Origin of the sequence: Streptomyces vastus, assembly GCF_039532825.1 — a bacterium.
GTDB lineage: Bacteria > Actinomycetota > Actinomycetes > Streptomycetales > Streptomycetaceae > Streptomyces > Streptomyces vastus.
In genome coordinates this window covers 1-26141 of the sequence record NZ_BAAASJ010000009.1, presented here as the reverse complement: position 1 = coordinate 26141, position 26141 = coordinate 1, and the positions used below count along the sequence as shown (strand labels likewise).

Below are 26141 nucleotides of genomic sequence, written 5' to 3'. Positions count from 1 at the left end.
AGCCGACTGCCGCGGGTGCCGGAAGGGGCGGCCACTCGGGTCCGCCCTTCCGGCCTCGGATCAGGATGCTTCCGCGGCCCGGTTGAAGAGCCGGCCGGCGAGGTCGGCGCCTGTGACGGCGCCGTTGGCGTCGCGGGAGAAGTAGCCGCGCTGCCCCTTGAGGCCGCCTTCGGTGACGATGTACTCGTCGCCGGGGAGGAAGCCGATGCCCGCGGCTGGGTAGTCCGGGGGCATTTCTTCGTCCGATGCCTCGCGGATCTCCGGCTTGATCCCGACCGCCAGGGTGAGACGGGTGCCGTCGGTGGCGATGTCGAGGTTCATGGCGTCGATCTCGTAGCGGCCGAAGACCTGTTGGGCCTGCCCCTCGTCGTACGGGAGCGGCTCCGGCGTCTTCTCGACGACGCCCAGGTAGTGCTCAAGCGCCCACCGCACGACGGACTGGTTGAAGGGGTAGCCGTCCGGGCCGGCGTTGGCCAGCGAGACCACCGCGAAGTTGCGCTCGGGCACGATGAGCAGCTCGGCGAACTGGCCGTTGCCCGAGCCGCCGTGACCGATTCCGCGGAGGCCGTCCAGGTCGTGCAGGAACCAGCAGATGCCGTGTCCGTCGCCGAGCGTACTGGCGCGCAGCCCGACCGTTTGCTCCCGCATGCGGTGCAGCTCCGCTGCGGGCAACACGCCATCGCCGTCGCCGAGTTGGAACCGCGCCCAGCGCAGCAGGTCGCTCACCGAGGAGGCGAGGCCGCCGCCGGGGTTGTCGCCGCGAGCGCCTTCCCTGAATGCTCCCCAGGGCCGGGCGGCCTGCAGATCGCCGTCGTCGCCGCGGTTGTGGCCCACGGCGAACTTGCGGAGCATCACCTCAGTCAGTCCGTACACGGTGTCCGACAGGCCCACCGGCTCGAGAATGAGCGAGGCCATGGCCCGTTCGAAAGGCACGCCCGTGACCTTCTCGACGATCCGCCCGGCCAGGTTGTATCCGGCCTGGCTGTACGAGGCGCGGGTGCCGGGCGGTGCGATCAGCGGCAGCCCGGGCAGCTTGGCCACGAGCCCGGCCAGGGAGCGGTCGCCCTCGCCGTCGTCAATCAGGTTCCAGTCCAGGCCCGCGGTGTGGTTGAGCAGGTTCAGGACGGTGATCTGCGCCGCGGCCCGCTCGTCGGCCAGCTTCAGCTCGGGTAAGTAGCGCCGCACAGGCGCGTCCAGGTCCACCTTCCCCTCAGCGACCAGGCGCATCAGCGCGGTCGCCGTGAAGGTCTTGGACACCGACGCCAGATGGAACAGCGTCTTCTCGTCGACGGGCAGCGGATTGCCGAGGCTCGTCACGCCGTGCGAGGCGTAGATCTCCTGTCCGTCCAGGAGCACCCCGACGGCGACACCGGGAACGCCGAGCTCCGTGGCCTGCGCCTTGACGAACTCCGACAGCTTGTCTTGCGACACGGTTCCTCCTTCGGGCACTTGAACTAAGTGCGAGAAGGAGCGTAGGTAGCTCTCGAACAAAGTGCAAGACCTTTCGTGAACTAAGTGCAAGTAGGGTGGTGGCCATGCCGCGAGACACACTGACCGCAGACCGGATCGTCCGTGCGGCCATCGAGCTGCTCGACGACGAGGGACTGGACGGCCTCAACATGCGGAGCCTGGCGAAACGGCTCGGCTCGGCCCCCACGGCCGTCTACTGGCACATCAAAACGAGGGACGACCTGGTCCGACTCGCCGCCGACGCGATCTGGCACGAGGTCGAGCTGCCCGATCTCGACGCCACCGACTGGCGCACGGCCGCCACCGCCCACGCCACCGGCATGCACGCGATGCTCACCCGGCATCCCTGGCTCGGCCAGGCATTCAGCAGCCACCTCCTGTACGGGCCCGGAAAGGCCCGGCACGACGACCTCAGCCTGGCCCTCTACGAAAAGGCGGGCTTCGCCGCCGACGACGCGGACCGGGCTGCCGCCACCGTGTTCATCTTCGTGATCGGCAGCGCGCTCGGCCATGCCATAGAACTCTCGCTGAAACACCGTCTGAGCAGGAACGGCGCCGACGCCGAGCAACTGATGGCCGACGCCGTGACCCGCGCCGCCGAGACCGCCAGGCAATTCCCGCGCCTGCGCGAACGCCTCGGCACCACGGCAGCCACGGAGTACGCCGCAGCGCCCGACAACACCTTCACGTTCGGGCTTCAGTCCCTCCTCGACGGCTTCGAGGCCCGCCTCGCCGCCGACCGCGCCAGCCGGCGCGATTGACCCGCGACCGGGCAACACCCGCCGACGAGCCCCCTGACGGCGGGCTCCTGGGCGTCCTGGTCATGCTGTGCGAGTGCCGTGCCTGGCGACGGCTTCGACGGACGGCCTCGGCTCACTGGAAGGCAGGCATGACTTCCTTGACGAACAGCTCCAGCGACTTGCGCTTCTCCTCGTGCGACATGCTGTTGTCGATCCAGAAGCTGTACTCGTCGACGCCGAGTTCCTCGTAGGTGCGCAGCCGCTCGATGACCTCGGCCGGGGTGCCGATCACCGCGGTCTTGTGCAGTGCCTCCGGCTGGAACTCCGGCCGGCCTTCGAACTTCGACTCCGGGCTGGGCGGCAGGAACCCGTTCTGCGGGGTGGTCTTGTTGCCGAACCAGGCGTCGAAGGTTCGGTAGAAGCGGTTGATGGCCTCCGCGGCCGGGCGCCAGCCGTCGGGCTCGTCGGGGGAGTGGACATGCGTGTGCCGTAGCACCATCAGGTCGGGACGCGGCACCTCTGGATGGTTCGCAACGGCGGTGTCGAACTTCCCCTTGAGGTCGGCCACTTCCTCGTCGCCCTTCATCAGTGGGGTGACCATGACGTTGCAGCCCTGCGCCACCGCGAAGTCGTGGGAGGCGGGGTCGCGAGCGGCGATCCACATGGGCGGGGTGGGCTGCTGCACCGGCTTGGGCACACTGGTGGATGTCGGGAACTGCCAGATCTCGCCGTCGTGGGCGTAGTCGCCCTGCCAGAGCGCCCGGACGGCCGGCACGAGCTCACGCAGGTGTTTTCCGCCGTCGGCGGCCGGCAGTCCTCCTGCCAGTCGGTCGAACTCGAACTGGTAGGCACCCCGGGCGAGTCCGACCTCCATCCGGCCGTTGCTGATGACGTCGAGCAGCGCGCATTCACCGGCGACTCTGAGGGGGTGCCAGAACGGGGCGATGATGGTCCCGGCACCCAGGCGGATCGTCGAGGTCTTCGCGGCCAGGTGGGCGAGCAGCGGCATCGGGCTGGGGGAGATCGTGTACTCCATCGCGTGGTGCTCCCCGATCCACACGGTGCCGAACCCGCCGGCCTCGGCCATCAGGGCCAGCTCGGAGAGGTTCTCGAAGAGCTGCCGGTGGCTGACCTCCTCGTCCCAGCGCTCCATGTGCACGAACAACGAAAACCTCATGACTGCTCCTCCGCTGCTGCTGTTGCCTCGGGATGTTCGCGCCGGTCACACCAACTGACCGGCTCTTCTGCTGGGGGTCCGGGGGTTATCCCCGGGAAAATGCAGCACGGCGCGCAGGACCGCGGCGTGCACCTCGTGCATCAAGTCCCGGATCTGCTCCGGGGTGCGGCCCTCGGCGAGGGTGATGGAGACCTGTGGCATGTCAGCTCCGCATGGTGAACGGGTCGGCCACGGGCTCTTCGCTCGTGTTGATCCAGACGCTCTTGAGCCGCGTGTATTCCAGAATCGTCTCGGTGCCGTGCTCGACGCCCACTCCGCTGCTCTTGAAGCCCTGGCGCGGCGACATGGGGGACATGGCCCGGTAGGTGTTGACCCACACGGTCCCGGCATCCAGGCGGGCGGCCATCCGGTGCGCCCGTGCGAGGTTCGTCGTCCACACGCCGGCTGCGAGTCCGTACTCGGTGTCGTTCGCCAGACGTACGACCTCCTCCTCGGTGTCGAACGGCATGACCGCCAGGACGGGGCCGAAGATCTCCTCGCGTACGACGCGCATGCTGTTGTCGACGTCCACGAGGACGGTCGGCTCGTAGAAGTAGCCGCCGAGGCCGCCGTCGGTGGCCCGTCCACCGGTCAGCACCCGGGCACCTTCGCCGCGTCCGAGGTCGACGTACCCGGCCACCTTGTCGCGCTGTCCTTCGAAGGCCAGCGGACCGAGTTCGGTCTTCTCGTCCATCGGGTCGCCGATACGGATGGTCCGCGCGCGTTCCGAGACACGCTCGAGAAGCTCGTCGTAGACGGACCTGTGCGCGAACACCCGGCTGCCGGCGATGCAGGTCTGTCCGGCGGCGGCGAAGATGCCGGCGACGACGCCCATTGCGGCGTTCGGAATGTGCGCGTCCTCGAACACGATGTTGGGCGACTTGCCACCCAGTTCGAGCGTGGAGCCGATGAAACGGCTCGCCGTCGCGGCGGCGATGCGCGACCCGGTGGCGGTGCTGCCGGTGAAGGAGATCTTCGCGAGGTCGCGGTGGTCGACCAGGGCCTGCCCGGCCTCGGCTCCGAACCCGGTGACGACGTTCACCGCACCCGGCGGGAACCCTGCCTCGAGCGCCAGCTCGGCGAGCTTGAGCACCGTGGCCGACGTGTACTCCGAGGGCTTGACCACGACGGTGTTGCCGGCGCAGAGCGCGGGCGCCAGTTTGCTGCTGGTCAACGTCAGCGGAGAGTTCCAGGGCGTGATCGCGCCGACCACACCGAGGGGCTCACGGGCCGTGTAGTTCAGCACCTGGCGGTCGGAGGTGGGGATGAAGTCGCCGTGGATTTTGTCGGCCAGCCCGGCGTAGTAGTAGTAATACTCCGGCAGGGTGGCCAGCTGCCCGCGCATCTCGCGCAGCAGTTTGCCGTTGTCCTGCGTCTCCATGCGGGCCAGGTCTTCGGCGTTCGCGGCGATCAGGTCACCCAGGCGCCGCAGCAGATGTCCGCGTCGCGTCTGGCTGAGGTCGCGCCAGCGCGGGTCCTCGAACGCCTTCCTCGCGGCGGCCACAGCTCGCTCGATGTCGCTGGCGTTCCCGCGTGCTGCCCGATAGGGCACCTCGCGCGTGGCCGGGTTGGTGCTCTCGAAGTACTCGCCCGATGCGGGGTCGACCCACGTCCCGCCGATGAAGTGCTGCAACGTGGTGAGGTCAGACATGTGCGCACTCTCCGATGAAGGTGGTGAGGGAGCCGACGAACGCCTCGGGGCGCTCGACGGGCAGCATGTGACGTGCCTGGGGGATGACCTCGGCGCGGCAGTCGGGCAGCGCCGCGGCGAGCCGGTGGGTCATCTCGGGGGTGGACCCGGGATCGTTCTCGCCCGTCACCGCCAGGGCGCGTACGGCGATCGTGGCCAGGTCCGGTGCGATGTCGGCGTCCGCTGTGGCGAAGACGCGATAGCAGTTGAGGAAGGACCTGAGGTCGTTGGCAAGGAGCGTGGCCTGGGTGCGGGCCACCTGGTCGGGGCCGACGCCGGTGCCGGCGTACCACCGCTTCAGGGATGCGGCCGCACTCGCCGTGAAGTCGGCCTCGGCTGTGCGCAGCCGGTCGAGTACGGACTCCCGCTCCTCGGCCGTACGCTCGCACACCGAACTGACCGAGGTGAGCGTGGCCGCCAACTCCCGGTGGTGCAGCGCCACATGCTGGGCGACCAGGGCACCCAGTGAGAATCCGACCAGGTGCGAGCCGGCCGGAATCTCACCGACCACCCCGTCGGCCAGGTCTGCGAGTGTCACCCCGTCGCTCACCGGCGGGCGAGTGCCGTGGCCCGGCAGGTCGGGGGCGATCACGGTGAAGCGGGCGGCCAGGAGTGCGGCGGCCGGCTCCCACATGGTGTGGTCGAGCCCGACGCCGTGCAGCAGGACCACGGTGGGCTTGCTCATGAACGCCTACTGCTCGGTCGAAAGCGGTGCCAGGCGCTGCTGGGGGCGCCCCTGGGCGGCCGCGGCAAGCGCGATGACGATCTCGTTCGGGTGGGGAGCGTCGCTGATCCGGACCTCGACGGTCTGGTGGTGCGAACGGATCGTGGCGTCGGTGATGTGCTTCAGCGGGATGTCGAAGACGATGCCGGCGGGCCCGCGCTTCTCGACGGCCGGCAGCAGGGTGGTGGCGTTTGCGGCCTTGCGGAAGTGGTCGCCGAACTTGAGCGTGTGGATCAGAGCCGAGCCGTGCTCGACCTCGCCGTCCAGGCCGACGATGGCCGCCTTGCCGTACGCCTCTGCGGGGGCCTCCAGGGCGTCGAGGACCGCTGGGGCCAGCAGTGCTCCGAGGTCGGAGGCGTTCGCGTCGATTCCGGGAGTGAGGTCCTCGACGAAACCCCGGCCGGCCCATGGGTTCTCGATCACGGCCGCGACGACGGCGACCCGGGCGGGGCGGTTGACCTCACGTCCGCCCTCGATGCGGATCTCCTCGACGACGGTCACGATCTTGCGGACGTTCATGAAGGAACTACCTCCAGGGTTTCGGTGCTGACGACGGGGTCGGTCATGCGGTCCCCGATACGGGGGTGCGGGCGCGGCCCCGTCGACGCGGCGGCGATGACCACGATCTCGTCCGCACGCGGGGCGTCGGAAACACGGGCACTGATGGTCTGGTAGTGACTGCGAGTCGCGGCATGTGTCTTGTGCCAGAGCGGGACGATCAGTGTCTCGCCGGCCTCGGCGCGTGTGTCGGCGAAGCAGATGATCGACTCGCCCTGGAGGAACTCCCGGACCAGGTTGCCGAAGTACGGAGTGTGGATGAGGGCTCCGGCGTGCTCGATCTCGCCCGCTGTGCCGACGATGGCGGCCTTGCCGAACGATTCGATCTCGTCCACGCCGCCGAGGGCGCCGATGAGCCGCCCGGTCAGCAACTTCGCCAGCACCGGGGCGACTTGGCCCTGCTGTTCGGACAGGTCGGCCGAGGGGCCGACGCCCACCCAGGGGTTCCGTATGACGGCGGCGACGCTGGCTCGTCGTGCGGGCTGCGCAGGCGCCTCGCCCGCCTCGGTGAGGACGACGTCGCGGTAGAGCACGAGTTTGCGGAGAACGATGCTGTCGTCAGGACGATCCATGATGCGCTCTTGCATGCCACAGGACGATAGGGACCCCTCCTGCATCGGTCAAGATGTCGAGCTGGAGGGCTCCATCGAGTCCCTTCTCGGTAGCTGCATGTATTCCGTTTAGTGCCATTGACCTGTGTGTTTACGTGCGACGGCGCACGAATTTACGATTCGCTTACAGCGGCCTCTTGACGCTCAATCCGCGACCTGCCTTACTGCCACTTGTATGCCAGCATTGGTGGCCATCGGGCCCCGCGGACCCAAGGAGTTTCATGTCCAGTCACCTTGGAACGGGTGCGGAAACGACGTCCGCGACGCTGTCGGGGAGCGGTGGGGAAAGCACCCCGGATGGCACAGGTGCCGGCCACGACGGCGGCGGCAGGCTCGGCTCCGTTTTCTGGACCTCGCTCGGTTTCTCCGCCGTCTTCGTAGCCTGGGCGGTGCTCTTCACCGACAACCTGAACGAGGTCACGAACGACTCGCTGAACTGGGTGACGGCCACGTTCGGCTGGAGCTACCTGGTGGTCACGCTCGCCATCCTGGTCTTCCTGGTGTTCCTGGCCTTCAGCCCCGCAGGCGACATCCGACTGGGCAAGGACGGCGACCGTCCCGAGTTCTCGACGCTGACCTGGTTCGCCATGATCCTCAGCGCGGTCATGGGTATCGGACTGGTCTCGTACGGCGTCGCCGAGCCGATCTCCCACCTGGCGACGCCACCGCACGGTCTCGCCGAGCCGAACACGCCGGCGGCAGCGGTGCGCGCCCTCCAGTACTCCTACTTCGACTGGGGCCTGCACGCCTGGGCGATCTTCGCCGTCTTCGGTCTGGCCATCGCGTACTCGACCTACCGCAAGGGCCGGCGCACCCTGGTGAGCCAGTTGTTCGTGCCGCTGCTCGGCGACCGCGTGAACGGGCCGATCGGCAAGGCGATCGACGTGCTCGCCGTGTTCGCGACGCTCTTCGGCACCACGACGTCCCTGGGCCTTGGAGCTCTCCAGGTCAACAACGGTCTCGGCCGGTTGTTCGGGGTGCCGGTCAACTCGGTGAGCCAGGTGCTCATCATCGCCGCCGTCACATCGGTCTTCACGCTCTCGGCGGTGACCGGTGTCAGCAAGGGCATCAAGTTCCTGAGCCAGGGCAGTTCGCTGCTGGCGGGCGCGCTGTTCGTCTTCATGCTGATCGTCGGCCCGGCCGTGTTCATCGCCAACCTGTACATCGAGTCCGTGGGCCAGTGGGCCACCGACTTCTTCCGTATGAGCCTGCAAGGCACCGCGTTCGGCGGGCTCGAGTGGATGCAGTGGTGGACCTACTTCATGATGGCCTGGTGGGTCTCCTGGGGCGCCTTCGTCGGCGTCTTCCTGGCCCGTATCTCGCGTGGCCGCACCATCCGCGGCTTCGTCACGGGCGTCCTGGTCGTCCCCAGCGTGGTGTTCTTCACCTGGTTCACCGTCTTCGGCGGTACGGCGATCCACCTCGACCTGTTCGAGGGCGGCGACGTCGCCAAGCAGACCACGGCTGACATCAACAGCGCGTTCTTCGCGACCCTCGACCACTTCCCGCTCGCCACTGTCACATCGGTGATCGCGATCATCCTGGTCGTGATGTTCTTCGTCTCCGGCGCGGACGCCAACACCTACGTGCTGTCCATGATGACCTCGGACGGATCGCTCACCCCGCGTCGTCCGGTGCTCATCCTCTGGGGTGTCCTCACCGGTGTCACCGCCGTCGTCCTCATGCTCGCCGGCGGACTGAACGCTCTTCAGAACACCGTCATCGTGACGTCCTTGCCCTTCCTCGTGATCATCGCCGGCCTGGCGGTGGCCTTCTGGAAGGAGCTGAGCGGAGACAGAAAGGAGAAGACCGATGTCGCACTCTGACGCCCGTCGTGGGCTCATCGAGAAGGTGTGGGCCGCGGCCTGGGGCCAGGGTGACGTCGATGCCCTCGACGCGCTGCTGAGCCCGGCGTACCTCCGCCACGGCGGGGACCCGCACCCGCAGAACCTGGACACCTTCAAAGCCGCGATCGTCTCGACCCGAGCCGCCTTCCCGGACCTGGTCACGACCATCGACGACATCGTCGTCGAAGGCGACAGGGCCGCGATCCGCTGGCACAGCAGCGGAACCCATGTGAACTCGTTCCTCGGCGTCCCTCCCACCAAGCGGCACGTCGAGGTCAGCGGCGCCACGTTCGCCCGCTTCGAGCGGGACCGGATCGTCGCGGAGCATGTGACGTGGGATCCCCGGGCGCTGCTCTCGGCGCTCGGCGTCATCCGGGTGGGACAGGACTGACGATCAAGATGACTAGGAGCATCTCCATGGCCCCGCTTGCCTCGAAGCCCGACCTCGATGTGATGAAGCAGGTCAACCGGCAGTTCGTCACCGGTGTCACGGTCGTGACCGCGATGGACGCAGGGACCCCCAGAGGGCTGGCCGTCAACGCGTTCTCGAGCATCTCGCTCGACCCCGCCACGGTGATGGTGTGCGTCCAGCGCACCTCGTCCACCCACGACTGCCTGTTCCGGGCGGACCACCTCGCGATCAACATCCTGTCCACGGACCAACTCGATGTCGTCCGTACGTTCGCAAGCAAGGCCGACGACAAGTTCAAGGACCTGGACTGGGAGAGCGGCCCGTTCGGCAGCCCGCTGATCGCCCGGAGCAGTGCGCAGATGGAGGCCGAGATCCGCGAGCGGCTGCAGGCCAGCACCCACACCGTGTTCATCTGCCGAGTGGTGCACGCTGCGGTCGCCGAGCACCATCCGATGGTCTACAGCGCGGGTAAGTTCTTCGACGGCGGCGCGCTCGCGCCGCTGGGATGACCGGCGGGCGGCTCGGGAGACGGAGGATGGTTCGGTGAATCGCGCAACGAGCGAACCGAAGTGGGGGTCCCCCCGGCCGGAGGCTGGGGGAGGGTCGATGCAGGCCAGGGTGATCGCCGAAATGCGCCGGCGGATCATCAAGGGAGACATCGAGCCCGGGGCTCCGCTGTCGGAGCTCGCTCTCGCGGAAGAGTTCGGTGTCAGTCGTACGCCGGTACGCGAAGCCCTCAAGCAGCTGCAGACCGAAGGACTGGTGGAAATCCGGCCCCGCGTCGGGACGTTCGTCACCACTCCCTCCCGTCGCGAAATAACCGAGCTCTTCGAGATGAAGGAGCTCCTCGAGGGCGCGGCCGCCCGCCTTCTCGCCCGGCGGGGCCGGGTTCCGGAGATCGACATGCTCGAGCGCAACCTGCGCGAGGCCGATGAAGCGGTGGCAGGGGACGACCGGGAGCGGTACGCGGAGTTGGTCCAGGAGTTCCACGACCTGCTCATCGCCGGGGCCGACAACAGCAAGTTGGAAGCCCATTACCGGATGCTGATGAATCAGCTGGCCTACTCCCGGCTGGTGAACACGTCGCTGAGTCAGCCGGGCCGCCCCCTTCAGTCGGACCGTGAACACCACCTCGTCCTGGAGCTGATCCTGGAGAAGGACGGCGACAGCGCCGAGCACGTGATGCGTGAGCACGTCAGGGCCAGCCGGCGTGCTCTGCTGGCGGGGCTGCCCATCGGCGGTGCGAACGAGAGGTTCGGCACGGCAGGTTCCTGATACGGGCCGTCCGGCGGTTCGTCCGATACGGCTGCCATCGAATGGTCTTCCGCCCTCTCCTGACGGTGCATCAGGGCCGGGTTCCGCCTCTTCGGGGGCGGTGCCCGGCCCCTCGGCTTACGGGGACCTTCCACCGCTGAAATCCGTCCGTAACACCAAGAGTGTCTACTCGTAGGCAACGATGATTCATCCTAGTGGACACTCCATCCCGGCCAGGGAGGCCCCATGACGACCGACCCAGCAGCGGACGCCCCCGATCTCGCCGAGTTGGTCCGCGCCGACGGCATCGAGTTCGTACTGGCCGTCTTCGTCGACCTGACCGGCAAGCCGTGCGCCAAGCTCGTCCCGGCCCAGGCCGTCGAGGAACTCCGCGACGAGGGCGTCGGGTTCGCCGGTTACGCGGCCGGCGCTCTCGGCCAGCAGCCGAGCGACCCCGACGTCATCGCACGGCCGGACGCCTCCTCGTACACACCCGTCCCCTTCATCAAGCCCGGCCTCGCCCTCGTCCACTGCGACCCGCACGTGGAGGGCGAACCCTGGCCCTACGCGCCCCGCGTCATCCTGCGCAGGCTCCTGGAGCGGGCCGCGGACCAGGGGCTGTCGATGTCCGTCGGCGCCGAGGTCGAGTACTTCCTGGTCAACCGCGACGAGCACGGCGTGCTCAGCGTCGCCGACACCAAGGACACCGCAGCCCAACCCTGTTATGACGCACGGGGACTGACCCGGATGTACGACCACCTCACCGCGGTCTCCAGCGCCATGAACTCCCTCGGCTGGGGCAACTACGCCAACGACCACGAGGACGGCAACGGCCAGTTCGAGCAGAACTTCAAGCACGCCGACGCCCTCACCACCGCCGACCGGGTCATCACCATGCGGTACCTGGTCTCGATGCTCGCCGAACAGCGGGGCATGACCGCCACGTTCATGCCGAAGCCGTTCACCGACCGCACCGGCACCGGCATGCACTTGCACATGTCGCTGTGGCGGGGTGACGAACCCGCCTTCCCCGACGCCACCGACGGGCGCGGGCTCGGTCTGTCCTCGCTCGCCTACTCCTTCGTCGCCGGGGTTGTCGAGCATGCGCGGGCGCTCCAGGCCGTGATCGCGCCGACCGTCAACTCGTACAAGCGCACCGGCGCGGTCTCCACCCGCTCGGGAGCCACCTGGTCGCCACGCATGGCGGGCTACGGCGGCAACGATCGCACCCACTTCGTCCGCGTCCCCGACGGCAACCGCATCGAGCTGCGCGGCGGAGACGGCGCCGCCAACCCCTACCTCGCCGCTGCCGCCGCCCTCGCCGCGGGCCTCGACGGCATCGAACGCGGCCTCGACCCGGGCGAGCCCGGCGCGGCCGGCAAGGGCCCGGAACTCCCGCCCACCCTGCTGCACGCCGTCGAGGCCCTCCAGGCGGACGACGTGATCAGCGGCGCGCTGGACGCAGTAGGCACCGGGGTCAGCCGGTACTTCGCCGACCTGAAGCGCGAGGAGTTCTTCGACTGGCACGCCACGGTCGGCCCCTGGGAGCTCGACCGCTATCTGACCGCCTTCTGAAGGGACTTGAGATGTGCGGAATCGTGGGGCTCCACCTGCGCGAGCCCTCCCTCGAACCCCGGCTCGGCGCGCTGCTGGCCGCGATGCTGGGACAGGTCGTCGAACGCGGCCCGGATTCGGCGGGAGTTGCGGTCTACGGTGACCCGCGCCTGTCTCCGCCAGGACGTGCCGTCGTCTCGCTGCTCGGGGCCACGCCGGCCGAGGCGGAGGCCGCGCTGCCCGGCGCCGTGGCCGTCGCGGCCGACGCCACCACGGTCGTGCATGCGGATCTTTCCATCGCCGACCTGCTCGCAGCCGTCTCGGCCGCGCTGCCCCACGCCACCGTCATCGGCTCGGGCACGGATATGGCCGTACTCAAAGGCACCGGAAATCCAGTGCGGTTGGCGGAGTCCTTCGGGCTCGCCGCTGTCACCGGCTGGCAGGGCGTCGGCCACACCCGGATGGCCACCGAGTCCGCCGTCACCCCCGAGGGCGCGCACCCCTTCTCCGTCGGCCCCGGCCAGTGCCTGGTGCACAACGGCTCCTTCGCCAACCACGCCACCATCCGGCGTGAACTGCGCGCCCAGGGCGTCGAGTTCGACAGCGAGAACGACTCCGAGGTCGGCGCGCGGTTCATCGCACACCAACTCGCCCAGGGCGCCGACCTGGAGAAGGCCCTGCGGTTGCTGTGCGAGCGGTTCGACGGCTTCTACACGCTGCTCGTGTCCACCGGCGACTCCTTCGCGGTCGTCCGCGACGCGATCGCCTGCAAGCCGGCGCTCGTCGCCGAAACCGACGCGTGGGTCGCGATGGCCTCCGAGTACCGGGCGCTGGACGTCCTGCCGGGCATCGAGAACGCCCGCATCTTCGAACCCGAGCCGGAAGAGGTGTACGTATGGCGACGCTGATCGACCTGGCCGAGACTCCCGTGCGGGACCTCAACCAGGCCCTGCACACCCCCGACGCGACGTCCTGGCGAGTCCTCAACCCGCGCGGCGCGCACGCCGTGGCCTGCGGGATCCGTGAGGACCACACCGTCGACGTCGAGGGCCACGTCGGCTACTACTGCGCCGGCATGAACCAGCACGCCACGGTCACCGTTCGCGGCAACGCCGGCACCGGGGTGGCCGAGAACATGATGTCCGGCACGGTTCGCGTGCGCGGCAACGCGTCTCAGTCGGCCGGGGCCACCGCCCACGGCGGCCTGCTCGTGATCGACGGGGACGCCTCCGCGCGGTGCGGGATCTCCATGAAGGGCGTGGACATCGTCGTCGGCGGCAGCGTCGGCCACATGAGCGCCTTCATGGGGCAGGCCGGGCGGTTGGTCGTGTGCGGGGATGCAGGCGAGGCCCTCGGCGACTCCCTGTACGAGGCCCGGATCTATGTGAGGGGCACGGTCAAGTCCCTCGGCGCCGACTGCGTCGAGAAGGAGATGGGCGCCGAACACCTCGCAGAGCTCGCTGACTTGCTCAAGGCGGCCGAGCGTGACGAGAACCCCGCCGACTTCCGCCGGTACGGCTCGGCCAGGCAGCTGTACCACTTCAAGGTCGACAACACAGCAGCCTATTAGCTCCGCTGGAAATACCGTCCCAACACTGCGGGCCGAGTGTGGCTGGTCGCGCAGTTCCCCGCTCCCCTTTGGGGCGCGACACCTCGCCGTTACCAGAGGAGTTCAGCCATGGAACCCGCATCCCACGGCCTGCGCGAGTCCGCCACCTTCGACCGCGCCACCATCCACGCCATCCAGCGCGCCGCCGAGACCGGCATCTACGACATCCGCGGCTGGGGCGCCAAGCGGAGACTCCCGCACTTCGACGACCTGTTGCTGCTCGGCGCCTCCATGTCCCGCTATCCGCTGGAGGGTTACCGCGAACGCTGCGACACGGACGTCGTCCTCGGCACTCGCCATGCCAAGCACCCCCTGCGACTCGCCACCCCCGTCACCATCGCCGGCATGAGCTTCGGCGCGCTGTCCGCCCAGGCCAAGGAGGCCCTCGGCCGCGGTGCCAGCGAGGTAGGCACCTCGACGACCACCGGCGACGGCGGCATGACCCCCGAGGAGCGCGGTCACTCCAAGCACCTCGTCTACCAGTACCTGCCGTCCCGCTACGGCATGAACCCCGACGACCTGCGCGCCGCCGACGCCATCGAGGTCGTCCTCGGCCAGGGCGCCAAACCCGGCGGCGGAGGCATGCTGCTCGGCCAGAAGATCACCGAACGGGTCGCCGGGATGCGCACCCTGCCCGTCGGCATCGACCAGCGCAGCGCCTGCCGCCACCCCGACTGGACCGGCCCCGACGACCTCGCCATCAAGATCCTCGAACTGCGCGAGATCACGGACTGGGAGAAGCCGGTCTATGTGAAGGTCGGCGCGACCCGGACGTACTACGACGTGAAGCTGGCCGTGCACGCGGGCGCCGATGTCGTGGTCGTCGACGGAATGCAGGGCGGCACTGCGGCCACCCAGGACGTGTTCATCGAACACGTCGGCATTCCCACCCTGGCCGCCCTGCCCCAGGCCGTCCAGGCGTTGCAGGAGCTGGGCGTCCACCGCGAGGTCCAGCTGATCGTCTCGGGCGGCATCCGCAGCGGCGCCGACATGGCCAAGGCGCTCGCCCTGGGCGCGGACGCGGTCGCCATCGGCACGGCCGCGCTGATCGCGCTCGGCGACAACCACCCGAAGTACGACGCCGAGTACCGCGAACTCGGCTCCGCCGCAGGCTACTTCGACGACTACCAGGACGGCCGCGACCCCGCCGGCATCTCCACCCAGGACGAGGACCTCGCCGCCCGCCTCGACCCCGCCGAGGCCGGCCGCCGGCTCGCCAACTTCCTCCGCGTGATGACCATGGAGGCCCAGACCCTCGCCCGCGCCTGCGGCAAGGCCCACCTCCTCCATCTCGAGCCCGAGGACCTGGTGGCACTTACCATCGAGTCCGCTGCCATGGCCCGCATCCCGCTCGCGGGTACGAACTGGATCCCCGGGGAGGGTCTGTGATCGCCGTCGTAGGCGCCGGGCTGATGGGTGCTGCCACCGCCTGGCAACTGGCCCGGCGTGGCCACGAGGTCACGCTCATCGAGGCGTACGACATCGCCCACAAGCACGGCAGTTCGCACGGCAGCTCGCGGATCTTCCGGCGGGCGTACGCCGACCCCTTCTATGTACGGCTGACCGGGCAGGCGCACGAGCAGTGGCGGGAACTGGAGGACGACGCCTCGACTCCCTTGCTGCGCACGACCGGTGGCCTCGACATGGGCGAGGACCGTGACCCGAAGGCGCTGGCGGCACTCCTCGATGCGGCCGGAGTGCCGCACGAACTCCTCGGCCCCGAAGCAGCCCTGGAGCGCTGGCCGTACATCCGTGTCACGGGCCCGGTGCTCCACCACCCGGACGCGGGCGTGGTCGACGCCGACGAGACCGTCGGGGCCTGCGTACGGCGGGCGATCGAACACGGCGCGGAAGCCATCATCGGCGCCCGCGTCACGGGCATCGACGTCCGGGGCGGCGAGAGGGTTCTGCTGCACACCGACGACGGCCGTGAGATCGTCGCGGACACCGTGGTGATCGCCGCCGGCGCCTGGCTGCCCGAGCTCGGACTGCCCGTGGCCCTGCCGCCGTTGCACGTGACGCAGCAGCAGGTCTTCCACTTCCGGCAGCGCGATCCGTCCGTGAAGTGGCCGACCCTGGTCTGGGACGGTGCGCTGCACCTGTACGGCCTGCCGTCGGGAAGCGACGGCGGCCCGCTCCCCACGGTGAAGGTCGCCGAGCACGATCGCGGCACCCCCACCACCGCCCGCACCCGCGACGGGGTTGTCGACCCGTCGTCGCGCACCCGGGTGAGCGGCTTCGTACGGGACCGCCTCCCGGGCCTCGAGCCCGACCCGGTGGCCGAAGCGACCTGCCTCTACACCACCACCCCCGACGAGGACTTCGTCCTCGACCGCCACGGCCCCTTCGTCATTGCCTCTCCGTGCTCCGGCCACGGCGCCAAGTTCGCCCCGCTCATCGGCGCGATGGCCGCCGACCTCGCCACCGGCCGCACCGAGCCCCATCCCCGGTTCCGCCTGGACCGCGCGGGCTAGGATGCGCCGGTGACCGAGCACCCCGAACCCGCAGCGGACTCCCAGGACGCCGACGACCAGGCGCTGGAGCGCATCATCGCGGTCCGGGCCCGCGAGTACCGGCAGGCGGCCGGGCTGTCGGTCGGCGAGATGGCACAGCGGGTCGGTATCTCCAAGGCCATGCTGTCGAAGATCGAGAACGCCCAGACCGCGTGCAGCCTCACCACGCTCTCCCGGCTCGCGCGCGGTCTCGACGTCCCGGTCACCGCCCTGTTCCGCGGCATGGACGACGAACGCGAGGCCGTCTTCGTCCCCGCCGGGCACGGCGCCCGGATCGTACGCCGCGGTACCCGCGTCGGTCATGAGTACGCCCAACTCGGCTCGCTGCGGGGCGCCCACAAACGGATGGACGCCCTGCTGGTCACGCTGACCGAACAGAGCGAGGTCTTCCCGCTCTTCCAGCACGCCGGCACCGAGCTCCTCTACATGCTGGAAGGCGTCATGGTGTACGGCCACGGCAAGTCCAGCTACACCCTGCGCCCCGGCGACGCCCTGCAGTTCGACGGTGAGGCCCCGCACGGCCCGGAGCGGCTGGTGGAGTTGCCGATCCGCTTCCTGACGGTGACGGCCTTCGGGGACAGCCCGCAGCACTGAAACCCGGTGTTAATCGGCCACGAATCTGTCTTGTAACGCATCTCCTGTCCACTGTGGTGAAACGAAGTTTCATTTTGCTGAACTTCTCCGCGGAGTGTGCGCATGGACACCGGAAGTACCGCTTGGATGCTCGCAAGCACGGCACTGGTCTGTCTGATGGTGCCGGGCCTCGCGCTCTTCTACGGCGGCATGGTTGCCGCCAAGAGCGTCATTAACATGATCATGATGACCTTCGGGGCCGTCGCCCTGGTCGGCTGCATCTGGGTCGTCTACGGCTACTCGGCCTCCTTCGGCGACTCGATGGGAGGCGCCGGAATCCTCGGTGACGTCACCGAGTTCTTCGGCCTGAGCGGTGTCATCAAGGACGACCCGAAGGCCACCATCCCGCTCTCCGTCTTCGCCGCCTTCCAGGCCCTGTTCGCGGCCCTCACCGCCGCACTGATCTGCGGTGCGATCTCCGACCGCATCAAGTTCGGCGCCTGGATGGCCTTCACCGGCATCTGGGTCACCCTGGTCTATCTGCCCGTCGCCCACTGGGTGTTCGCCTTCGACGGCGACGACGTCGTCGGCGGCTGGATCGTCAACGAGCTCGGCGCCATCGACTTCGCCGGGGGTACGGCCGTACACATCAACGCCGGCGCGGCGGCCCTGGCGATGATCCTCGTCCTGGGCAAGCGCATCGGCTGGCAGAAGGGCACGGAACGGCCCCACAACGTGCCCCTGGCGATGCTCGGCGCCGGTCTGCTCTGGTTCGGCTGGTTCGGCTTCAACGGCGGCTCCGCTCTGACCTCCAGCAACGCCGCCTCCGTCGTCGTGCTGAACACCTTCACCGCCACCTGCTCCGCGATGCTCGGCTGGCTCCTCGTCGAGAAACTCCGCGACGGCCACCCCACCAGCCTCGGCGCCGCGTCCGGCGCGATCGCCGGGCTGGTCGCCATCACCCCGGCCTGCGGCGCGGTCTCCCCGGTCGGCGCCCTCGTCCTCGGCGCGATCGGCGGCGCGGTGTGCGCCCTCGCTGTCGGCCTGAAGTACAAGTTCGGCTACGACGACTCCCTCGACGTCGTCGGTATCCACCTCGTCGGAGGCCTCACCGGCACCCTGCTGATCGGCATCCTCGCCACATCGGACGCCCCCAACGGCGTCGACGGCCTCCTCTACGGCGGCGGCCTCTCCCTTCTCGGCAAGCAGGCGGTCGGTGCCCTGGCCGTACTGGCGTACTCCTTCAGCGTGACCTGGCTGATCGCCAAGGCGCTGGACAAGACGATGGGCCTGCGGGTCCGTCCCGAGGTGGAGCAGGAGGGCGTCGACGTCCACCTGCACGCGGAGAACGCCTACGACCTCGCCCACTCGCCGGCCACCGCCCCGACCCCCGAGCCTGCCGCCGCGGGATAGGGAGGAGGCTCCACCCGGAATGCCGGGTGGAGCCTCGACGGGACTGCTGTTCAGGGAAGTTCGGTCACGCGGTCGGTGCCCGGAGGGGCGACGGGGCTGTTGGCGGTGAGGTGGTCGGACAGGGCCGCGATGTCGTCTCCGCCGCCGATGGTGCCGGTGCCCTTGGCGAAGGTGGTGAACCCGTCACCGCCCCCGGCGAGGAAGGTGTTCGCGGTGACTCGGTAGGTGGCGTCCGGCTTCAACGTTTCGCCGTTGGGTCCGATCGAGGCCGGGTCGATGCGGTCGCCGACCGGGGCGCTGCGGGAGTAGGCGTACGTCAGGCCCTTGGAGAGGCCCAGGATGAGGGTGGGTGCCCGGGTGCCGAGTCGTTGAACTGCTGCTCCAGGATCTCTTCGATCTGAGCTCCCGTCAGGTCGACGGACACCAGTGATCCCGCGAAGGGCTGGACGGCGAAGGCCTCGGCGTAAGTGATCTCGCCCGGTGCCTCACCGCCCGCCGAAGCGGCGTACGTGAGGTCCCCCCGTCTGCACCGCGCCGTCACCACCGCGGCCTTCGCCGTTGCCACCCGGGGCGACTGGGAGGGCCTTCCGGCGCAGGACGAACTCGGCCTGTTCGACCAGCCGGACGGTACGGCTGCCCCGGCGTGGGGACGAGGGTGCCGTCCGCGTGGGAGATGCGGGCCTTCTCCGCCTGGGTGCCGACCGTCTGCGCCACGAACTCCCGGTGCACGCAGCCGGACTGGTAACCGGCGCGGCAGATCTCGCAGGTGTTGTCGGAGATGACGAACGACCCGACGACGAAGTCGCCCACCTTGACGTTCCGCACGTTGTCGCCGACTTCCTCGACCACGCCCGCGTACTCGTGCCCCATGGCCGTGTGACCGACGGGCTCGATCCCGCGGTGGGGCCACAGGTCCGACCCGCAGATACAGGTCGCGGTCAGCCTGATGATCGCGTCGGTGGGCTCGATGATCTTCGGGTCGTCACGCTGCTCTATCCGGACGTCACCGGCCGTACGCATGATTACGCCGCGCAACCTGAGTCTCCTTACGTTCCTTGCTTCACTTGCTTCCTGCTCCTTCACACCGCCATACGGCGCGCCGACGATGATCGCGGGATCCTGTCGGGAGGTGTTCGAAATCCTTGGGCCGGCAGAGGTCCGCGGGAAGGGACACCACGGCGTCCAGGTCACCGCCGCTCCGGGCGGGCAGCGAGTCACTGACGATGGGTGTACTGGCAGTACATGCCTGGGGCCGAGGTGGCGGCGTACGGTCAGATGTGTGGACAACCGTGACGAAGTCCGCGAGTTCCTCACCTCGCGGCGAGCCAAGATCACCCCCGCGCAGGCGGGGCTGCCATCCGGCACCCGCCGCCCCGTACCGGGGCTGCGCCGCAGCGAGGCCGCCGCTCTGGCCGACGTCAGCGTCGAGTACTACGCCAGACTCGAGCGCGGCAACCTCGCCGGCGTCTCACCCGCCGTGCTCGAAGCCGTCGCCCGCGCCCTCCAGCTCGACGACGCCGAACGCACCCACCTGCTCCACCTCGCCCAGGCCCAGGAAGGCTCGGATACGCTTGCCCGCCCGCGGGCGCGCTCCAGCAGACAGCGGACCCTGCACAAGAGCCTGCAGTGGACCCTGGAATGCCGTCACCGCCGGGCCCGCGGTCGTCGTCAACGGCCGCCTGGGCCTGCTCATGGCCAACCAGCTCGCCCGTGCCTTCTTCAGCGACATCTACGGCGGCGGCATGAAGCCGCCGAACCTAGCTCGACACCAGTTCCTGGACCCCGCGGCCCGCCGCTTCTACCCGGACTGGGACCTCATCGCCGACATGACCGTGGACGTCCTGCGCACCGAAGCGGGCCGCAACCCTTATGACAAGGACCTCCACGATCTGGTGGGCGAGCTGTCAACGCGTAGCGATGCCTTCCGCACCCGATGGGGCGCCCACAACGTCACCCGCCACGGCACCGGCATCAAACGCTTCCACCACCCGGTCGTCGGCAACCTCACCCTCGCCTGGGAAGCCCTGGCCATGGCCGCCGAACCCGGCCTCACCCTCACCATCTACACCGCCGAGCCCGGCTCACCCTCCTCAGAAGGCCTGAACCTGCTCGCGTCCTGGGCCGCCACCCAGGACACTGCTGTCGCCTCTTCCCTTCGGTCTCCGACCAATCCGCCGAATTGATCGCCGAAAGGGAGAACCGAGGGCGGCCATTCCACTTAGGACCTGGGCAAGCGGCGGGCTCCCGACCAGTTCACCGCACCCATCACCACACCGACGGGAGACAACTCGCATGGCACTGATTCTGGTGACCGGGGCATCCAGCGGACTCGGGCGCAACACGGCGAACGCGTTGGCCGACGACGGGCACGACGTGGTCATCCACGTCCGCAGCCCAGCCCGTCTCACCTACGTGGATCACACCGCCCGGTGGAAAGGCGTCGTCGTCGGGGACCTCGCCGAACTGGACGAGATCCGCGGTGTTGCCCGGCAGGCCGCTGAATTCGGCCGCTTCGACGCCGTCATCCACAACGCCGGCGTCCTGCACTCCCCGGAAGCGGTCACCGTCAACACCGTCGCGCCCTACCTGCTGACGGCCCTGATGGACAAGCCGGCCAGGCTCATCTATCTCAGCAGCTCCATGCACCGAACCGGCTCCACCGACCTGGGACAGCTGGCCGCCGGCACCGCTTCCTACGACGACAGCAAACTGTGGGTCACCACCCTCGCGCTCGCCCTCGCGTCCCGGTGGCAAGGAACCTCGAGCCATGCGGTCGACCCCGGATGGGTTCCCACACGTATGGGCGGTCCCGGCGCTTCGGACGACCTGGCCGCCGGGCACCGGACACAGGTGCGGCTCGCCACCGATCACGACGTGACGCCTGACACCGGCGGCTACTGGTATCACGAGCAGACGCAGACACCGCACCCTGCGGCGCAGGACGAACAGTTCCAGGCTCGACTCATTCAGGTCCTGGAGAACCACACAGGCGTCCCGCTCGGCTGACCGCGACCGCGCCGTACTCGGATTGCTCAGCGCGATCCTTCTCGGTCCTGCTTCATGGGCGGGGCCGGGGCTGCACACGGCAGCTCCGGACGGCCTTCACCGCCGTGTCACGGGTCGACCATGGCCCAGTTCCCTGTCCTGGTCGCCGCGCAGGCCGCCGTCAAACAGGCGGTGGCGCAGGCAAACCGTGACCTTGGCCTGCTGTCGCCGGACATCGCCGAAGCGGTCATCGGCGCGTGCGAGGAGATCGGCCAACCGGGCCCGGAGATCCTCGGCCACCGGCCATTCCCTTCCCGCGGCGGCCCGGCTATCGCGAAATTCTCCACAGCCCGCACGGTGTGCACGCCGTAGCAGGCGTCAGCGGGGAACCTCCTTGTCTCCCGGCAGGGCGGTGAACTCGCCGAGCGCCTCGGCCTCAGCCGCACCCCAGTGCGCGAGGCGCTCGCCCGGCTCGCCGACATCGGCCTGGTCGAAGCCAAACCCGGCGTCTACACCCGCATCACCACTCTCAACCGCCGTGACGTCGAGAAAACCCTCGCCGTCCTGCGCTCCCTCGACCAGCTGGCCATCGAGACAGCTGTGCCGGTCATGACCGGGCAGGACCTTGAGCACATGCGCGAGGCCAACCGTGACTTCGAACAGGCCGTCGCCGCCAACGACACCAACGCCGCACTCGCCGCCGACGACCGCTTCCACGCCGTCCCGATCTCGGCCGCCGACAACCCGTACTCAGCCGGATCGTCGAGCAGCTCCACCCCCAGATCCACCGCATCCTCTACCGCAAGTTCTCCACCCTCCTCGGCGGCCGCAACACCATCGAACACCACGACCAGCTCATCGACGTCTGCGCGGGCGGCGACGCCCGCGCCGCCGCCGAACTCTCCGGACAGCACCGGTCCGAGCTGGGCGGCCACATCAACCAGCTCTTCGACACCAACCAGTTCGCCGAGGCAGCCACCGGTTAGGACGCCAGTCTCTGTCCGCGCCGACCGGGCTCCATACGGACGGCGTGATTCACGGAGCGTCCCCGTAATGGTCACGGCCTGTGTGGACTGAAAGGGTCGTGGCGACCTCCATCACTGTTCGCCGAGCCCGGGGCAGATGAGTTCGCGGTTCCGTTTCTCCCAGGTGCGGTCCGCGTGACCGCCCTCGAGGTCAGCCAGGATCCGGCTGGTCTTGGCGAAGAGGACGTGGGCGCCCTGGCGGACGGCGAGATGTCCGAGGGCCTGGGCCATGGGGGTCTTGCCGACGCCGACCGGGCCGAAGAGGATGACGGACTCGCCGGCGTGCAGCCGGCGCAGGGCTCCGAGCTCGCCACCGTGGGCCTGGGCCAGGCGGGCGTCCAGGTGTCGGGGCGAAGAGCTGGGCCGGTCCATGGAGGAAGGCCGCGGTCCGGCGTCTCCGCTGGTCCCCGGGCCCGGGGACGGTCTCGGTGCCCGCCAGAACTGAGCCTGCCAGCAGCGCGGGCCGGAGAAGACGGCAACGCCGCCGCGAGATCCTGCAGACCGCTGTCGAGGTCTTCGCCGAGTACGGCTATCACGGGTCATCGCTACGCGAGATCGCCTCCCGTGTCGGGCTCAGCGATACCGGTCTGACCCATCACTTCGGCGGCAAGCGGGCGTTGCTGTCCGCGATAATCCAGGAACGCGACGACGAGGACCAGGCCGCATTCGACAGCGCACACCTCACCGGCGTCACCGAACTGGTGCGCCAGAACGCCCAGCGACCCGGACTCGTCCAACTGTTCGCCCTGCTGTCGGCCGAGGCCACCGTGGCGAAACACCCGGCCCATGAGTTCTTCACCGAACGCTACGAGCGGCTGCGTGAGTGGAGCCCAGCAGGAGGGCCACATCCGCGCAGACCGCGATCCCGGCCAGGCGGCTGTCGTCCTTCTCGCGCTCCTGGACGGCCTGCAGATCCAATGGCTCTACGACCGCGACGTGGACATGGTCGCCGCCTTCGACGCCTTCTACGAAACCTGGCTTGCCCCACCCTCAGGACTGACGGACCAGCCCAGCGACACGCCACCGGAAGACACAGAAAGGCCGGTGTGAGAGGGCGGTATGAGGATGGATTCCTGATTTGCTGCCTCGTTGAGGGCGGGCGGATCGCGGCGACGCAGGGCGGCTTACGGCCGCGGATGGGTGAACAAGGCCTGCTCGGTCTCGGCCAGGATCCCGCGTTCGACGAGCCGCTTGAGTTTCAGGCGGGTGTTGTTGATGGTGTTGGGCGCGATCTCCAGGTCCATCGCCTCACACGCCTGCCGCGCCCGCAGCGGGCCTCGGCCGCGACGAACACCGCCGTGGTCTGCTGGTAGGCCGGATGGTCAGGCAGCTTCGGGGGCGGCGGCTCGGGCGGGACCAGCTCGGGAGCTCCAGCAGCGCCTTGCGGGTGATGCGGATCTCTCCGGTGGTGCGGTGAAACTCCTCCAGCTGCGCGGAAAGCTCCGCGATCCGCTCCTTGGCTCGGCGGGTCTCATGTACGGGGCGGCCTTTCCAGCGTCCTACCGGTCCCGTGGCCCCTGCGGATACGAGTGCTCGGCAAGCCTCAGGGACTCGGCGCGGTCAGGTACCGCTGGATCGTCGGTGCCAGCCATGCCACGATCTCCGCCCGCGCCAGCCCCACCGCCGGCGGCATCCGCAGCACGTACCGCGTGAGCGCCAGCCCCAGCAGCTGCGACGCCATGAGTGCCGCCCGTGCCGGGACCTGCTCGGGGTCGGGGCACACCTGCCGGGCGACCGGCAGCAGCTGGTCCCGCAGGATGCCCTGCATGCGCTCCGCCCCGGCCTGGTTGGTCACGCCGACCCGCAGCAGGGCGGTGAGGACCTCGTTGTTCTCCCACATGTCGAGGAAGTGCTCGACGAGGATCCGCCCCGCGTCCTGCCGGCGGTCCGCCCCGCTCACGTCCGGCAGCCGCAGGTCGATGGCGACGGCCGCCGCGAAGAGGCCCTCCTTGTTGCGGTAGTACCGCATCACCATCGACGGATCGATGTTCGCGTCCTTGGCGATGGCACGGATGGTGGCTCGCTCGTAGCCGTCGGTCGCGAAGCGCTCGCGGGCCGCCGCGAGGATCGCGCCGCGAGTGGCGTCGGAGCGGCGGGGGGCGCCGGAGCCGGGAACCGTGGAGGTGCTGTCGCTGCCATTCATGCCAACAAGCGTAGGCCAACGGGCGTAGGTCAACAAGTGTTCGCCAACAGTTGTTTGCCAACGATTGTTGACATCCTCTTTGGCGCCTCGCTATCTTCGTCAACGAGTGTTGGCCAACATTTGTTGGCAATAGGCGATGGCAAGCAAGCGTTGGCAACAGGAGGCCACCATGAACGGCACCGCCACCCACCGCACCGTGATCGTCGTCGGCTCCGGCCCCACCGGCCTCCTCCTCGCCGGTGACCTCGCCACAGCCGGCGTCACCGTGACCCTCGTCGAGAAGCGGCCGCGCGAGATCAGCAACCTCTCCCGCGCCTTCGGGGTGCACGCCCGCACCCTGGAGCAGCTCGACGCCCGCGGCCTCGCCGACGAACTCCTCACCACCGGCGACACCATCACCGGCCTGCGGCTCTTCCGCCGCCTCTCCCTCGGATCTGAGCACGCTGCCCTCGCGTTTCCCGTTCCTGCTCATCACCCCGCAGTACGAGGTCGAGCGGCTCCTGGAGCGGCGGGCCCGGGAGGCTGGGGTCGAGTTCGCGTACGAGAGCGAGGTCGTGGGGCTGCGGCAGGATGACGAGGGGGTCGACCTCGACGTGCGCGGCGCGGACGGGGCGGTCGTCACCCGTCGGGCGGCTTATGTCGTCGGCGCCGACGGTCACCGGAGCGCCGTGCGGGAGGCGATCGGCCTGGACTTCCCCGGTGTCTCCGTCATCAAGTCGCTGATCCTGGCCGATGTCCGGCTGGCCGAGAAGCCCGAGGGCGTCCTCACCGTCAACGGCCGCGCCGACGCCTTCGCGATGATCGCCTCCTTCGGCGACGGCTGGTACCGGGTCATGGGCTGGAACCGCCGCAACGAGGTCTCAGACGACGCCCCGCTCGACCTCGACGAGGTCAAGGAGATCACCCGCCGTGCCCTGGGCGCCGACTACGGCATGCACGACGCCCGCTGGCTCTCCCGTTTCCACAGTGACGAGCGCCAGGCACCGCACTACCGGGTCGGGCGGGTCTTCCTCGCCGGGGACGCCGCGCACATCCACTCCCCGGCCGGCGGGCAGGGCATGAACACCGGCCTCCAGGACGCCGCCAACCTGAGCTGGAAGCTCGCCGCGGCCGTCCAGGGCCGGGCGCCCGAAGGGCTCCTCGACAGCTACGAGGCCGAGCGCCACCCGGTCGGCAGGGCGGTGCTGCGCAGCAGTGGCGGACTGGTCCGGCTGGCCCGCGCGCGGAATCCGCTGCTGCGTGCCGCCCGCGCCCTTGTCTCCGCGTTCGTCGACATGGCCCCGCCCGTCCAGCGCAAGGCCCTGGGGCAGATCACCGGGATCGGCTACGCCTACCCCTCCCTCCGCGGCGCCCACCGCCTCACCGGCACCCGCGTCCCCGACGTCGCCCTGAAGGACGGCCGGCTCTACGAGGCGCTGCGCGGCGGCCGGTTCGTGCTGATCACGCCCGGGACGTACGAAGGCCCCGGTGTCCGTGAGGGGTGGCTGACCGTGGAGCGCTGGGCGGGCGACCGCCGGACGACCGTCCTGGTACGGCCCGACGGATACGTGGCCTGGGCGGCGGAGGGCGCGGACGCGGCGGGGATCGAGGAGGCGGTGGCCCGGTATCTGGGCCAGGCCCTCTCGGCTGGATCACCCCGGCGTCGCGAGGTCAGGGCGGTCGAGAGGCGCCGCACCTCACGGCCGGGCTGATCCGAACGGCGGCCTAGTAGGACTCCGTTAGGTCTTTCCGTTGGTTCTGATCAGGAGCATGTTGGGTGTGTGGACGCACATGAAGTGAACCGTATGCGGGCGACGTTGGCGTT

General features: G+C 69.2%; 26 protein-coding genes and 7 pseudogenes. 20 read left to right on the top strand and 13 right to left on the bottom strand.

All coding sequences use genetic code 11. The features are described from left to right. Window positions 1-60 precede the first annotated feature (60 nt). Window positions 61-1431, bottom strand: coding sequence for a serine hydrolase domain-containing protein (locus ABD357_RS03960; protein WP_344387501.1), 1371 nt, complete (start codon window positions 1429-1431; stop codon window positions 61-63). Between the two features lie 104 nt (window positions 1432-1535). On the opposite strand from ABD357_RS03960, the gene ABD357_RS03955 reads away from it, so the two are divergent. After that, the gene (locus tag ABD357_RS03955) at window positions 1536-2231 is read left to right on the top strand and encodes a TetR/AcrR family transcriptional regulator (protein WP_344387500.1); all 696 of its coding nucleotides are present in this window, start codon (window positions 1536-1538) and stop codon (window positions 2229-2231) included. A 112-nt stretch (window positions 2232-2343) separates the two neighbouring features. Here the strand turns inward: ABD357_RS03955 and ABD357_RS03950 are convergent, their stop codons facing one another. From ABD357_RS03950 to ABD357_RS03925, 6 genes are read right to left on the bottom strand one after another with little or no spacing between them, the layout of a single operon-like run. Then, window positions 2344-3387: an LLM class flavin-dependent oxidoreductase gene (locus ABD357_RS03950; RefSeq protein ID WP_344387499.1), complete on the bottom strand. Its 1044-nt coding sequence runs from the start codon at window positions 3385-3387 to the stop codon at window positions 2344-2346. A 45-nt stretch (window positions 3388-3432) separates the two neighbouring features. Then, on the bottom strand, window positions 3433-3588 hold the full coding sequence (locus tag ABD357_RS03945; protein WP_344387498.1) for a tautomerase family protein: 156 nt from the start codon (window positions 3586-3588) through the stop codon (window positions 3433-3435). 1 nt (window position 3589) lies between these two features. Then, window positions 3590-5077, bottom strand: a complete 1488-nt coding sequence (locus ABD357_RS03940) for an aldehyde dehydrogenase (RefSeq protein WP_344387497.1) — start codon at window positions 5075-5077, stop codon at window positions 3590-3592. Then, window positions 5070-5801 carry an alpha/beta fold hydrolase gene (locus ABD357_RS03935; protein WP_344387496.1) on the bottom strand — a complete coding sequence of 244 codons (732 nt, stop codon included), beginning with the start codon at window positions 5799-5801 and terminating at the stop codon, window positions 5070-5072. Before ABD357_RS03935 ends, ABD357_RS03940 begins: the two co-directional genes overlap by 8 nt. 6 nt (window positions 5802-5807) lie before the next feature. Further along, window positions 5808-6359, bottom strand: coding sequence for an amino acid synthesis family protein (locus ABD357_RS03930; RefSeq protein WP_344387494.1), 552 nt, complete (start codon window positions 6357-6359; stop codon window positions 5808-5810). Continuing rightward, window positions 6356-6985, bottom strand: a complete 630-nt coding sequence (locus ABD357_RS03925; protein ID WP_344387493.1) for an amino acid synthesis family protein — start codon at window positions 6983-6985, stop codon at window positions 6356-6358. The genes ABD357_RS03930 and ABD357_RS03925 overlap by 4 nt, the downstream gene beginning before the upstream one ends. Before the next feature lie 245 nt (window positions 6986-7230). On the opposite strand from ABD357_RS03925, the gene ABD357_RS03920 reads away from it, so the two are divergent. From ABD357_RS03920 to ABD357_RS03870, 11 genes are all read left to right on the top strand, one after another. Then, window positions 7231-8835, top strand: coding sequence for a BCCT family transporter (locus ABD357_RS03920; RefSeq protein ID WP_344387492.1), 1605 nt, complete (start codon window positions 7231-7233; stop codon window positions 8833-8835). Beyond that, window positions 8822-9247: an ester cyclase gene (locus ABD357_RS03915; RefSeq protein ID WP_344387490.1), complete on the top strand. Its 426-nt coding sequence runs from the start codon at window positions 8822-8824 to the stop codon at window positions 9245-9247. The genes ABD357_RS03920 and ABD357_RS03915 overlap by 14 nt, the downstream gene beginning before the upstream one ends. A gap of 26 nt (window positions 9248-9273) precedes the next feature. Next, complete coding sequence (locus ABD357_RS03910; RefSeq protein ID WP_344387488.1) at window positions 9274-9777, top strand: flavin reductase family protein; 504 nt, start codon at window positions 9274-9276, stop codon at window positions 9775-9777. Between the two features lie 97 nt (window positions 9778-9874). Continuing rightward, entirely contained in the window at window positions 9875-10543 is a 669-nt protein-coding gene (locus ABD357_RS03905; protein WP_344387487.1) for a GntR family transcriptional regulator, read from the top strand. 225 nt (window positions 10544-10768) lie between these two features. Further along, complete coding sequence (gene glnT / locus ABD357_RS03900; RefSeq protein WP_344387486.1) at window positions 10769-12097, top strand: type III glutamate--ammonia ligase; 1329 nt, start codon at window positions 10769-10771, stop codon at window positions 12095-12097. An 11-nt stretch (window positions 12098-12108) separates the two neighbouring features. Next, a complete protein-coding gene (locus ABD357_RS03895; protein ID WP_344387485.1) occupies window positions 12109-12984 on the top strand; it encodes a class II glutamine amidotransferase in 876 nt (291 codons plus the stop codon). Next, window positions 12972-13646 (top strand): GltB/FmdC/FwdC-like GXGXG domain-containing protein, encoded by a 675-nt coding sequence (locus tag ABD357_RS03890; RefSeq protein ID WP_344387484.1) that lies wholly within the window; start codon window positions 12972-12974, stop codon window positions 13644-13646. The genes ABD357_RS03895 and ABD357_RS03890 overlap by 13 nt, the downstream gene beginning before the upstream one ends. A 108-nt stretch (window positions 13647-13754) precedes the next feature. Beyond that, window positions 13755-15074 carry an FMN-binding glutamate synthase family protein gene (locus tag ABD357_RS03885; RefSeq protein ID WP_344387483.1) on the top strand — a complete coding sequence of 440 codons (1320 nt, stop codon included), beginning with the start codon at window positions 13755-13757 and terminating at the stop codon, window positions 15072-15074. Continuing rightward, entirely contained in the window at window positions 15071-16159 is a 1089-nt protein-coding gene (locus ABD357_RS03880; RefSeq protein WP_344387482.1) for an FAD-dependent oxidoreductase, read from the top strand. Before ABD357_RS03885 ends, ABD357_RS03880 begins: the two co-directional genes overlap by 4 nt. 9 nt (window positions 16160-16168) lie before the next feature. Further along, window positions 16169-16792 (top strand): helix-turn-helix domain-containing protein, encoded by a 624-nt coding sequence (locus ABD357_RS03875; RefSeq protein WP_344387481.1) that lies wholly within the window; start codon window positions 16169-16171, stop codon window positions 16790-16792. Window positions 16793-16894: 102 nt separating this feature from the next. Next, window positions 16895-18184: an ammonium transporter gene (locus ABD357_RS03870; RefSeq protein ID WP_344387480.1), complete on the top strand. Its 1290-nt coding sequence runs from the start codon at window positions 16895-16897 to the stop codon at window positions 18182-18184. Between the two features lie 50 nt (window positions 18185-18234). On the opposite strand, the gene ABD357_RS03865 is transcribed toward ABD357_RS03870, so the two are convergent. After that, the gene (locus ABD357_RS03865) at window positions 18235-18504 is read right to left on the bottom strand and encodes a 5'-nucleotidase C-terminal domain-containing protein (protein WP_344387541.1); all 270 of its coding nucleotides are present in this window, start codon (window positions 18502-18504) and stop codon (window positions 18235-18237) included. Further along, entirely contained in the window at window positions 18501-18725 is a 225-nt protein-coding gene (locus ABD357_RS03860; RefSeq protein WP_344387540.1) for a 5'-nucleotidase C-terminal domain-containing protein, read from the bottom strand. The genes ABD357_RS03865 and ABD357_RS03860 overlap by 4 nt, the downstream gene beginning before the upstream one ends. On the opposite strand from ABD357_RS03860, the pseudogene ABD357_RS03855 reads away from it, so the two are divergent. Beyond that, window positions 18706-18816 (top strand): annotated as a pseudogene (locus ABD357_RS03855) (sugar kinase); the annotation flags it as partial. The gene ABD357_RS03860 and the pseudogene ABD357_RS03855 overlap by 20 nt on opposite strands. Here the strand turns inward: ABD357_RS03855 and ABD357_RS03850 are convergent. Continuing rightward, a pseudogene (locus tag ABD357_RS03850) lies at window positions 18815-19204 on the bottom strand (alcohol dehydrogenase catalytic domain-containing protein); the annotation flags it as partial. The pseudogenes ABD357_RS03855 and ABD357_RS03850 overlap by 2 nt on opposite strands. 259 nt (window positions 19205-19463) lie before the next feature. Between ABD357_RS03850 and ABD357_RS03845 the strand changes: the two are divergent. From ABD357_RS03845 to ABD357_RS44525, 4 genes and pseudogenes are all read left to right on the top strand, one after another. After that, a pseudogene (locus tag ABD357_RS03845) lies at window positions 19464-20367 on the top strand (helix-turn-helix transcriptional regulator). 109 nt (window positions 20368-20476) lie between these two features. After that, entirely contained in the window at window positions 20477-21190 is a 714-nt protein-coding gene (locus ABD357_RS03840; protein WP_344387479.1) for an SDR family NAD(P)-dependent oxidoreductase, read from the top strand. Between the two features lie 120 nt (window positions 21191-21310). Next, the gene (locus ABD357_RS03835) at window positions 21311-21541 is read left to right on the top strand and encodes a hypothetical protein (protein ID WP_344387477.1); all 231 of its coding nucleotides are present in this window, start codon (window positions 21311-21313) and stop codon (window positions 21539-21541) included. A gap of 78 nt (window positions 21542-21619) precedes the next feature. Next, window positions 21620-22155: pseudogene (locus ABD357_RS44525) on the top strand (GntR family transcriptional regulator). Between the two features lie 129 nt (window positions 22156-22284). On the opposite strand, the pseudogene ABD357_RS03820 reads toward ABD357_RS44525, so the two are convergent. Continuing rightward, window positions 22285-22500 (bottom strand): annotated as a pseudogene (locus ABD357_RS03820) (ATP-binding protein); the annotation flags it as partial. A gap of 122 nt (window positions 22501-22622) precedes the next feature. Between ABD357_RS03820 and ABD357_RS03815 the strand changes: the two are divergent. Then, window positions 22623-22766, top strand: a pseudogene (locus ABD357_RS03815) (TetR family transcriptional regulator); the annotation flags it as partial. Here ABD357_RS03815 and ABD357_RS03810 read toward each other — a convergent pair. Continuing rightward, complete coding sequence (locus ABD357_RS03810) at window positions 22740-22982, bottom strand: hypothetical protein (protein WP_344387546.1); 243 nt, start codon at window positions 22980-22982, stop codon at window positions 22740-22742. The pseudogene ABD357_RS03815 and the gene ABD357_RS03810 overlap by 27 nt on opposite strands. A gap of 31 nt (window positions 22983-23013) precedes the next feature. Between ABD357_RS03810 and ABD357_RS03805 the strand changes: the two genes are divergently transcribed. Continuing rightward, window positions 23014-23244 (top strand): TetR family transcriptional regulator C-terminal domain-containing protein, encoded by a 231-nt coding sequence (locus ABD357_RS03805; protein ID WP_344387545.1) that lies wholly within the window; start codon window positions 23014-23016, stop codon window positions 23242-23244. Window positions 23245-23737: 493 nt separating this feature from the next. Here ABD357_RS03805 and ABD357_RS03800 read toward each other — a convergent pair whose 3' ends face one another. Continuing rightward, on the bottom strand, window positions 23738-24337 hold the full coding sequence (locus tag ABD357_RS03800; RefSeq protein WP_119102998.1) for a TetR/AcrR family transcriptional regulator: 600 nt from the start codon (window positions 24335-24337) through the stop codon (window positions 23738-23740). A 169-nt stretch (window positions 24338-24506) separates the two neighbouring features. Between ABD357_RS03800 and ABD357_RS03795 the strand changes: the two are divergent. Next, window positions 24507-26028, top strand: a pseudogene (locus tag ABD357_RS03795) (FAD-dependent monooxygenase). Window positions 26029-26141: the final 113 nt, after the last annotated feature.

Excerpts from the sequence above, each read along its gene's own strand:
- ABD357_RS03800 (WP_119102998.1), bottom strand. The coding sequence starts at position 24,337 with ATGAATGGCAGCGACAGCACCTCCACGGTTCCCGGCTCCGGCGCCCCC.
- ABD357_RS03950 (WP_344387499.1), bottom strand. The coding sequence starts at position 3,387 with ATGAGGTTTTCGTTGTTCGTGCACATGGAGCGCTGGGACGAGGAGGTC.
- ABD357_RS03945 (WP_344387498.1), bottom strand. The coding sequence starts at position 3,588 with ATGCCACAGGTCTCCATCACCCTCGCCGAGGGCCGCACCCCGGAGCAG.
- ABD357_RS03940 (WP_344387497.1), bottom strand. The coding sequence starts at position 5,077 with ATGTCTGACCTCACCACGTTGCAGCACTTCATCGGCGGGACGTGGGTC.
- ABD357_RS03915 (WP_344387490.1), top strand. The coding sequence starts at position 8,822 with ATGTCGCACTCTGACGCCCGTCGTGGGCTCATCGAGAAGGTGTGGGCC.
- ABD357_RS03925 (WP_344387493.1), bottom strand. The coding sequence starts at position 6,985 with ATGCAAGAGCGCATCATGGATCGTCCTGACGACAGCATCGTTCTCCGC.
- glnT (WP_344387486.1), top strand. The coding sequence starts at position 10,769 with ATGACGACCGACCCAGCAGCGGACGCCCCCGATCTCGCCGAGTTGGTC.
- ABD357_RS03810 (WP_344387546.1), bottom strand. The coding sequence starts at position 22,982 with ATGGGCCGGGTGTTTCGCCACGGTGGCCTCGGCCGACAGCAGGGCGAA.
- ABD357_RS03905 (WP_344387487.1), top strand. The coding sequence starts at position 9,875 with ATGCAGGCCAGGGTGATCGCCGAAATGCGCCGGCGGATCATCAAGGGA.
- ABD357_RS03955 (WP_344387500.1), top strand. The coding sequence starts at position 1,536 with ATGCCGCGAGACACACTGACCGCAGACCGGATCGTCCGTGCGGCCATC.
- ABD357_RS03930 (WP_344387494.1), bottom strand. The coding sequence starts at position 6,359 with ATGAACGTCCGCAAGATCGTGACCGTCGTCGAGGAGATCCGCATCGAG.
- ABD357_RS03885 (WP_344387483.1), top strand. The coding sequence starts at position 13,755 with ATGGAACCCGCATCCCACGGCCTGCGCGAGTCCGCCACCTTCGACCGC.
- ABD357_RS03870 (WP_344387480.1), top strand. The coding sequence starts at position 16,895 with ATGGACACCGGAAGTACCGCTTGGATGCTCGCAAGCACGGCACTGGTC.
- ABD357_RS03840 (WP_344387479.1), top strand. The coding sequence starts at position 20,477 with ATGGCACTGATTCTGGTGACCGGGGCATCCAGCGGACTCGGGCGCAAC.
- ABD357_RS03910 (WP_344387488.1), top strand. The coding sequence starts at position 9,274 with ATGGCCCCGCTTGCCTCGAAGCCCGACCTCGATGTGATGAAGCAGGTC.
- ABD357_RS03920 (WP_344387492.1), top strand. The coding sequence starts at position 7,231 with ATGTCCAGTCACCTTGGAACGGGTGCGGAAACGACGTCCGCGACGCTG.
- ABD357_RS03935 (WP_344387496.1), bottom strand. The coding sequence starts at position 5,801 with ATGAGCAAGCCCACCGTGGTCCTGCTGCACGGCGTCGGGCTCGACCAC.
- ABD357_RS03835 (WP_344387477.1), top strand. The coding sequence starts at position 21,311 with ATGGCCCAGTTCCCTGTCCTGGTCGCCGCGCAGGCCGCCGTCAAACAG.
- ABD357_RS03895 (WP_344387485.1), top strand. The coding sequence starts at position 12,109 with ATGTGCGGAATCGTGGGGCTCCACCTGCGCGAGCCCTCCCTCGAACCC.
- ABD357_RS03890 (WP_344387484.1), top strand. The coding sequence starts at position 12,972 with ATGGCGACGCTGATCGACCTGGCCGAGACTCCCGTGCGGGACCTCAAC.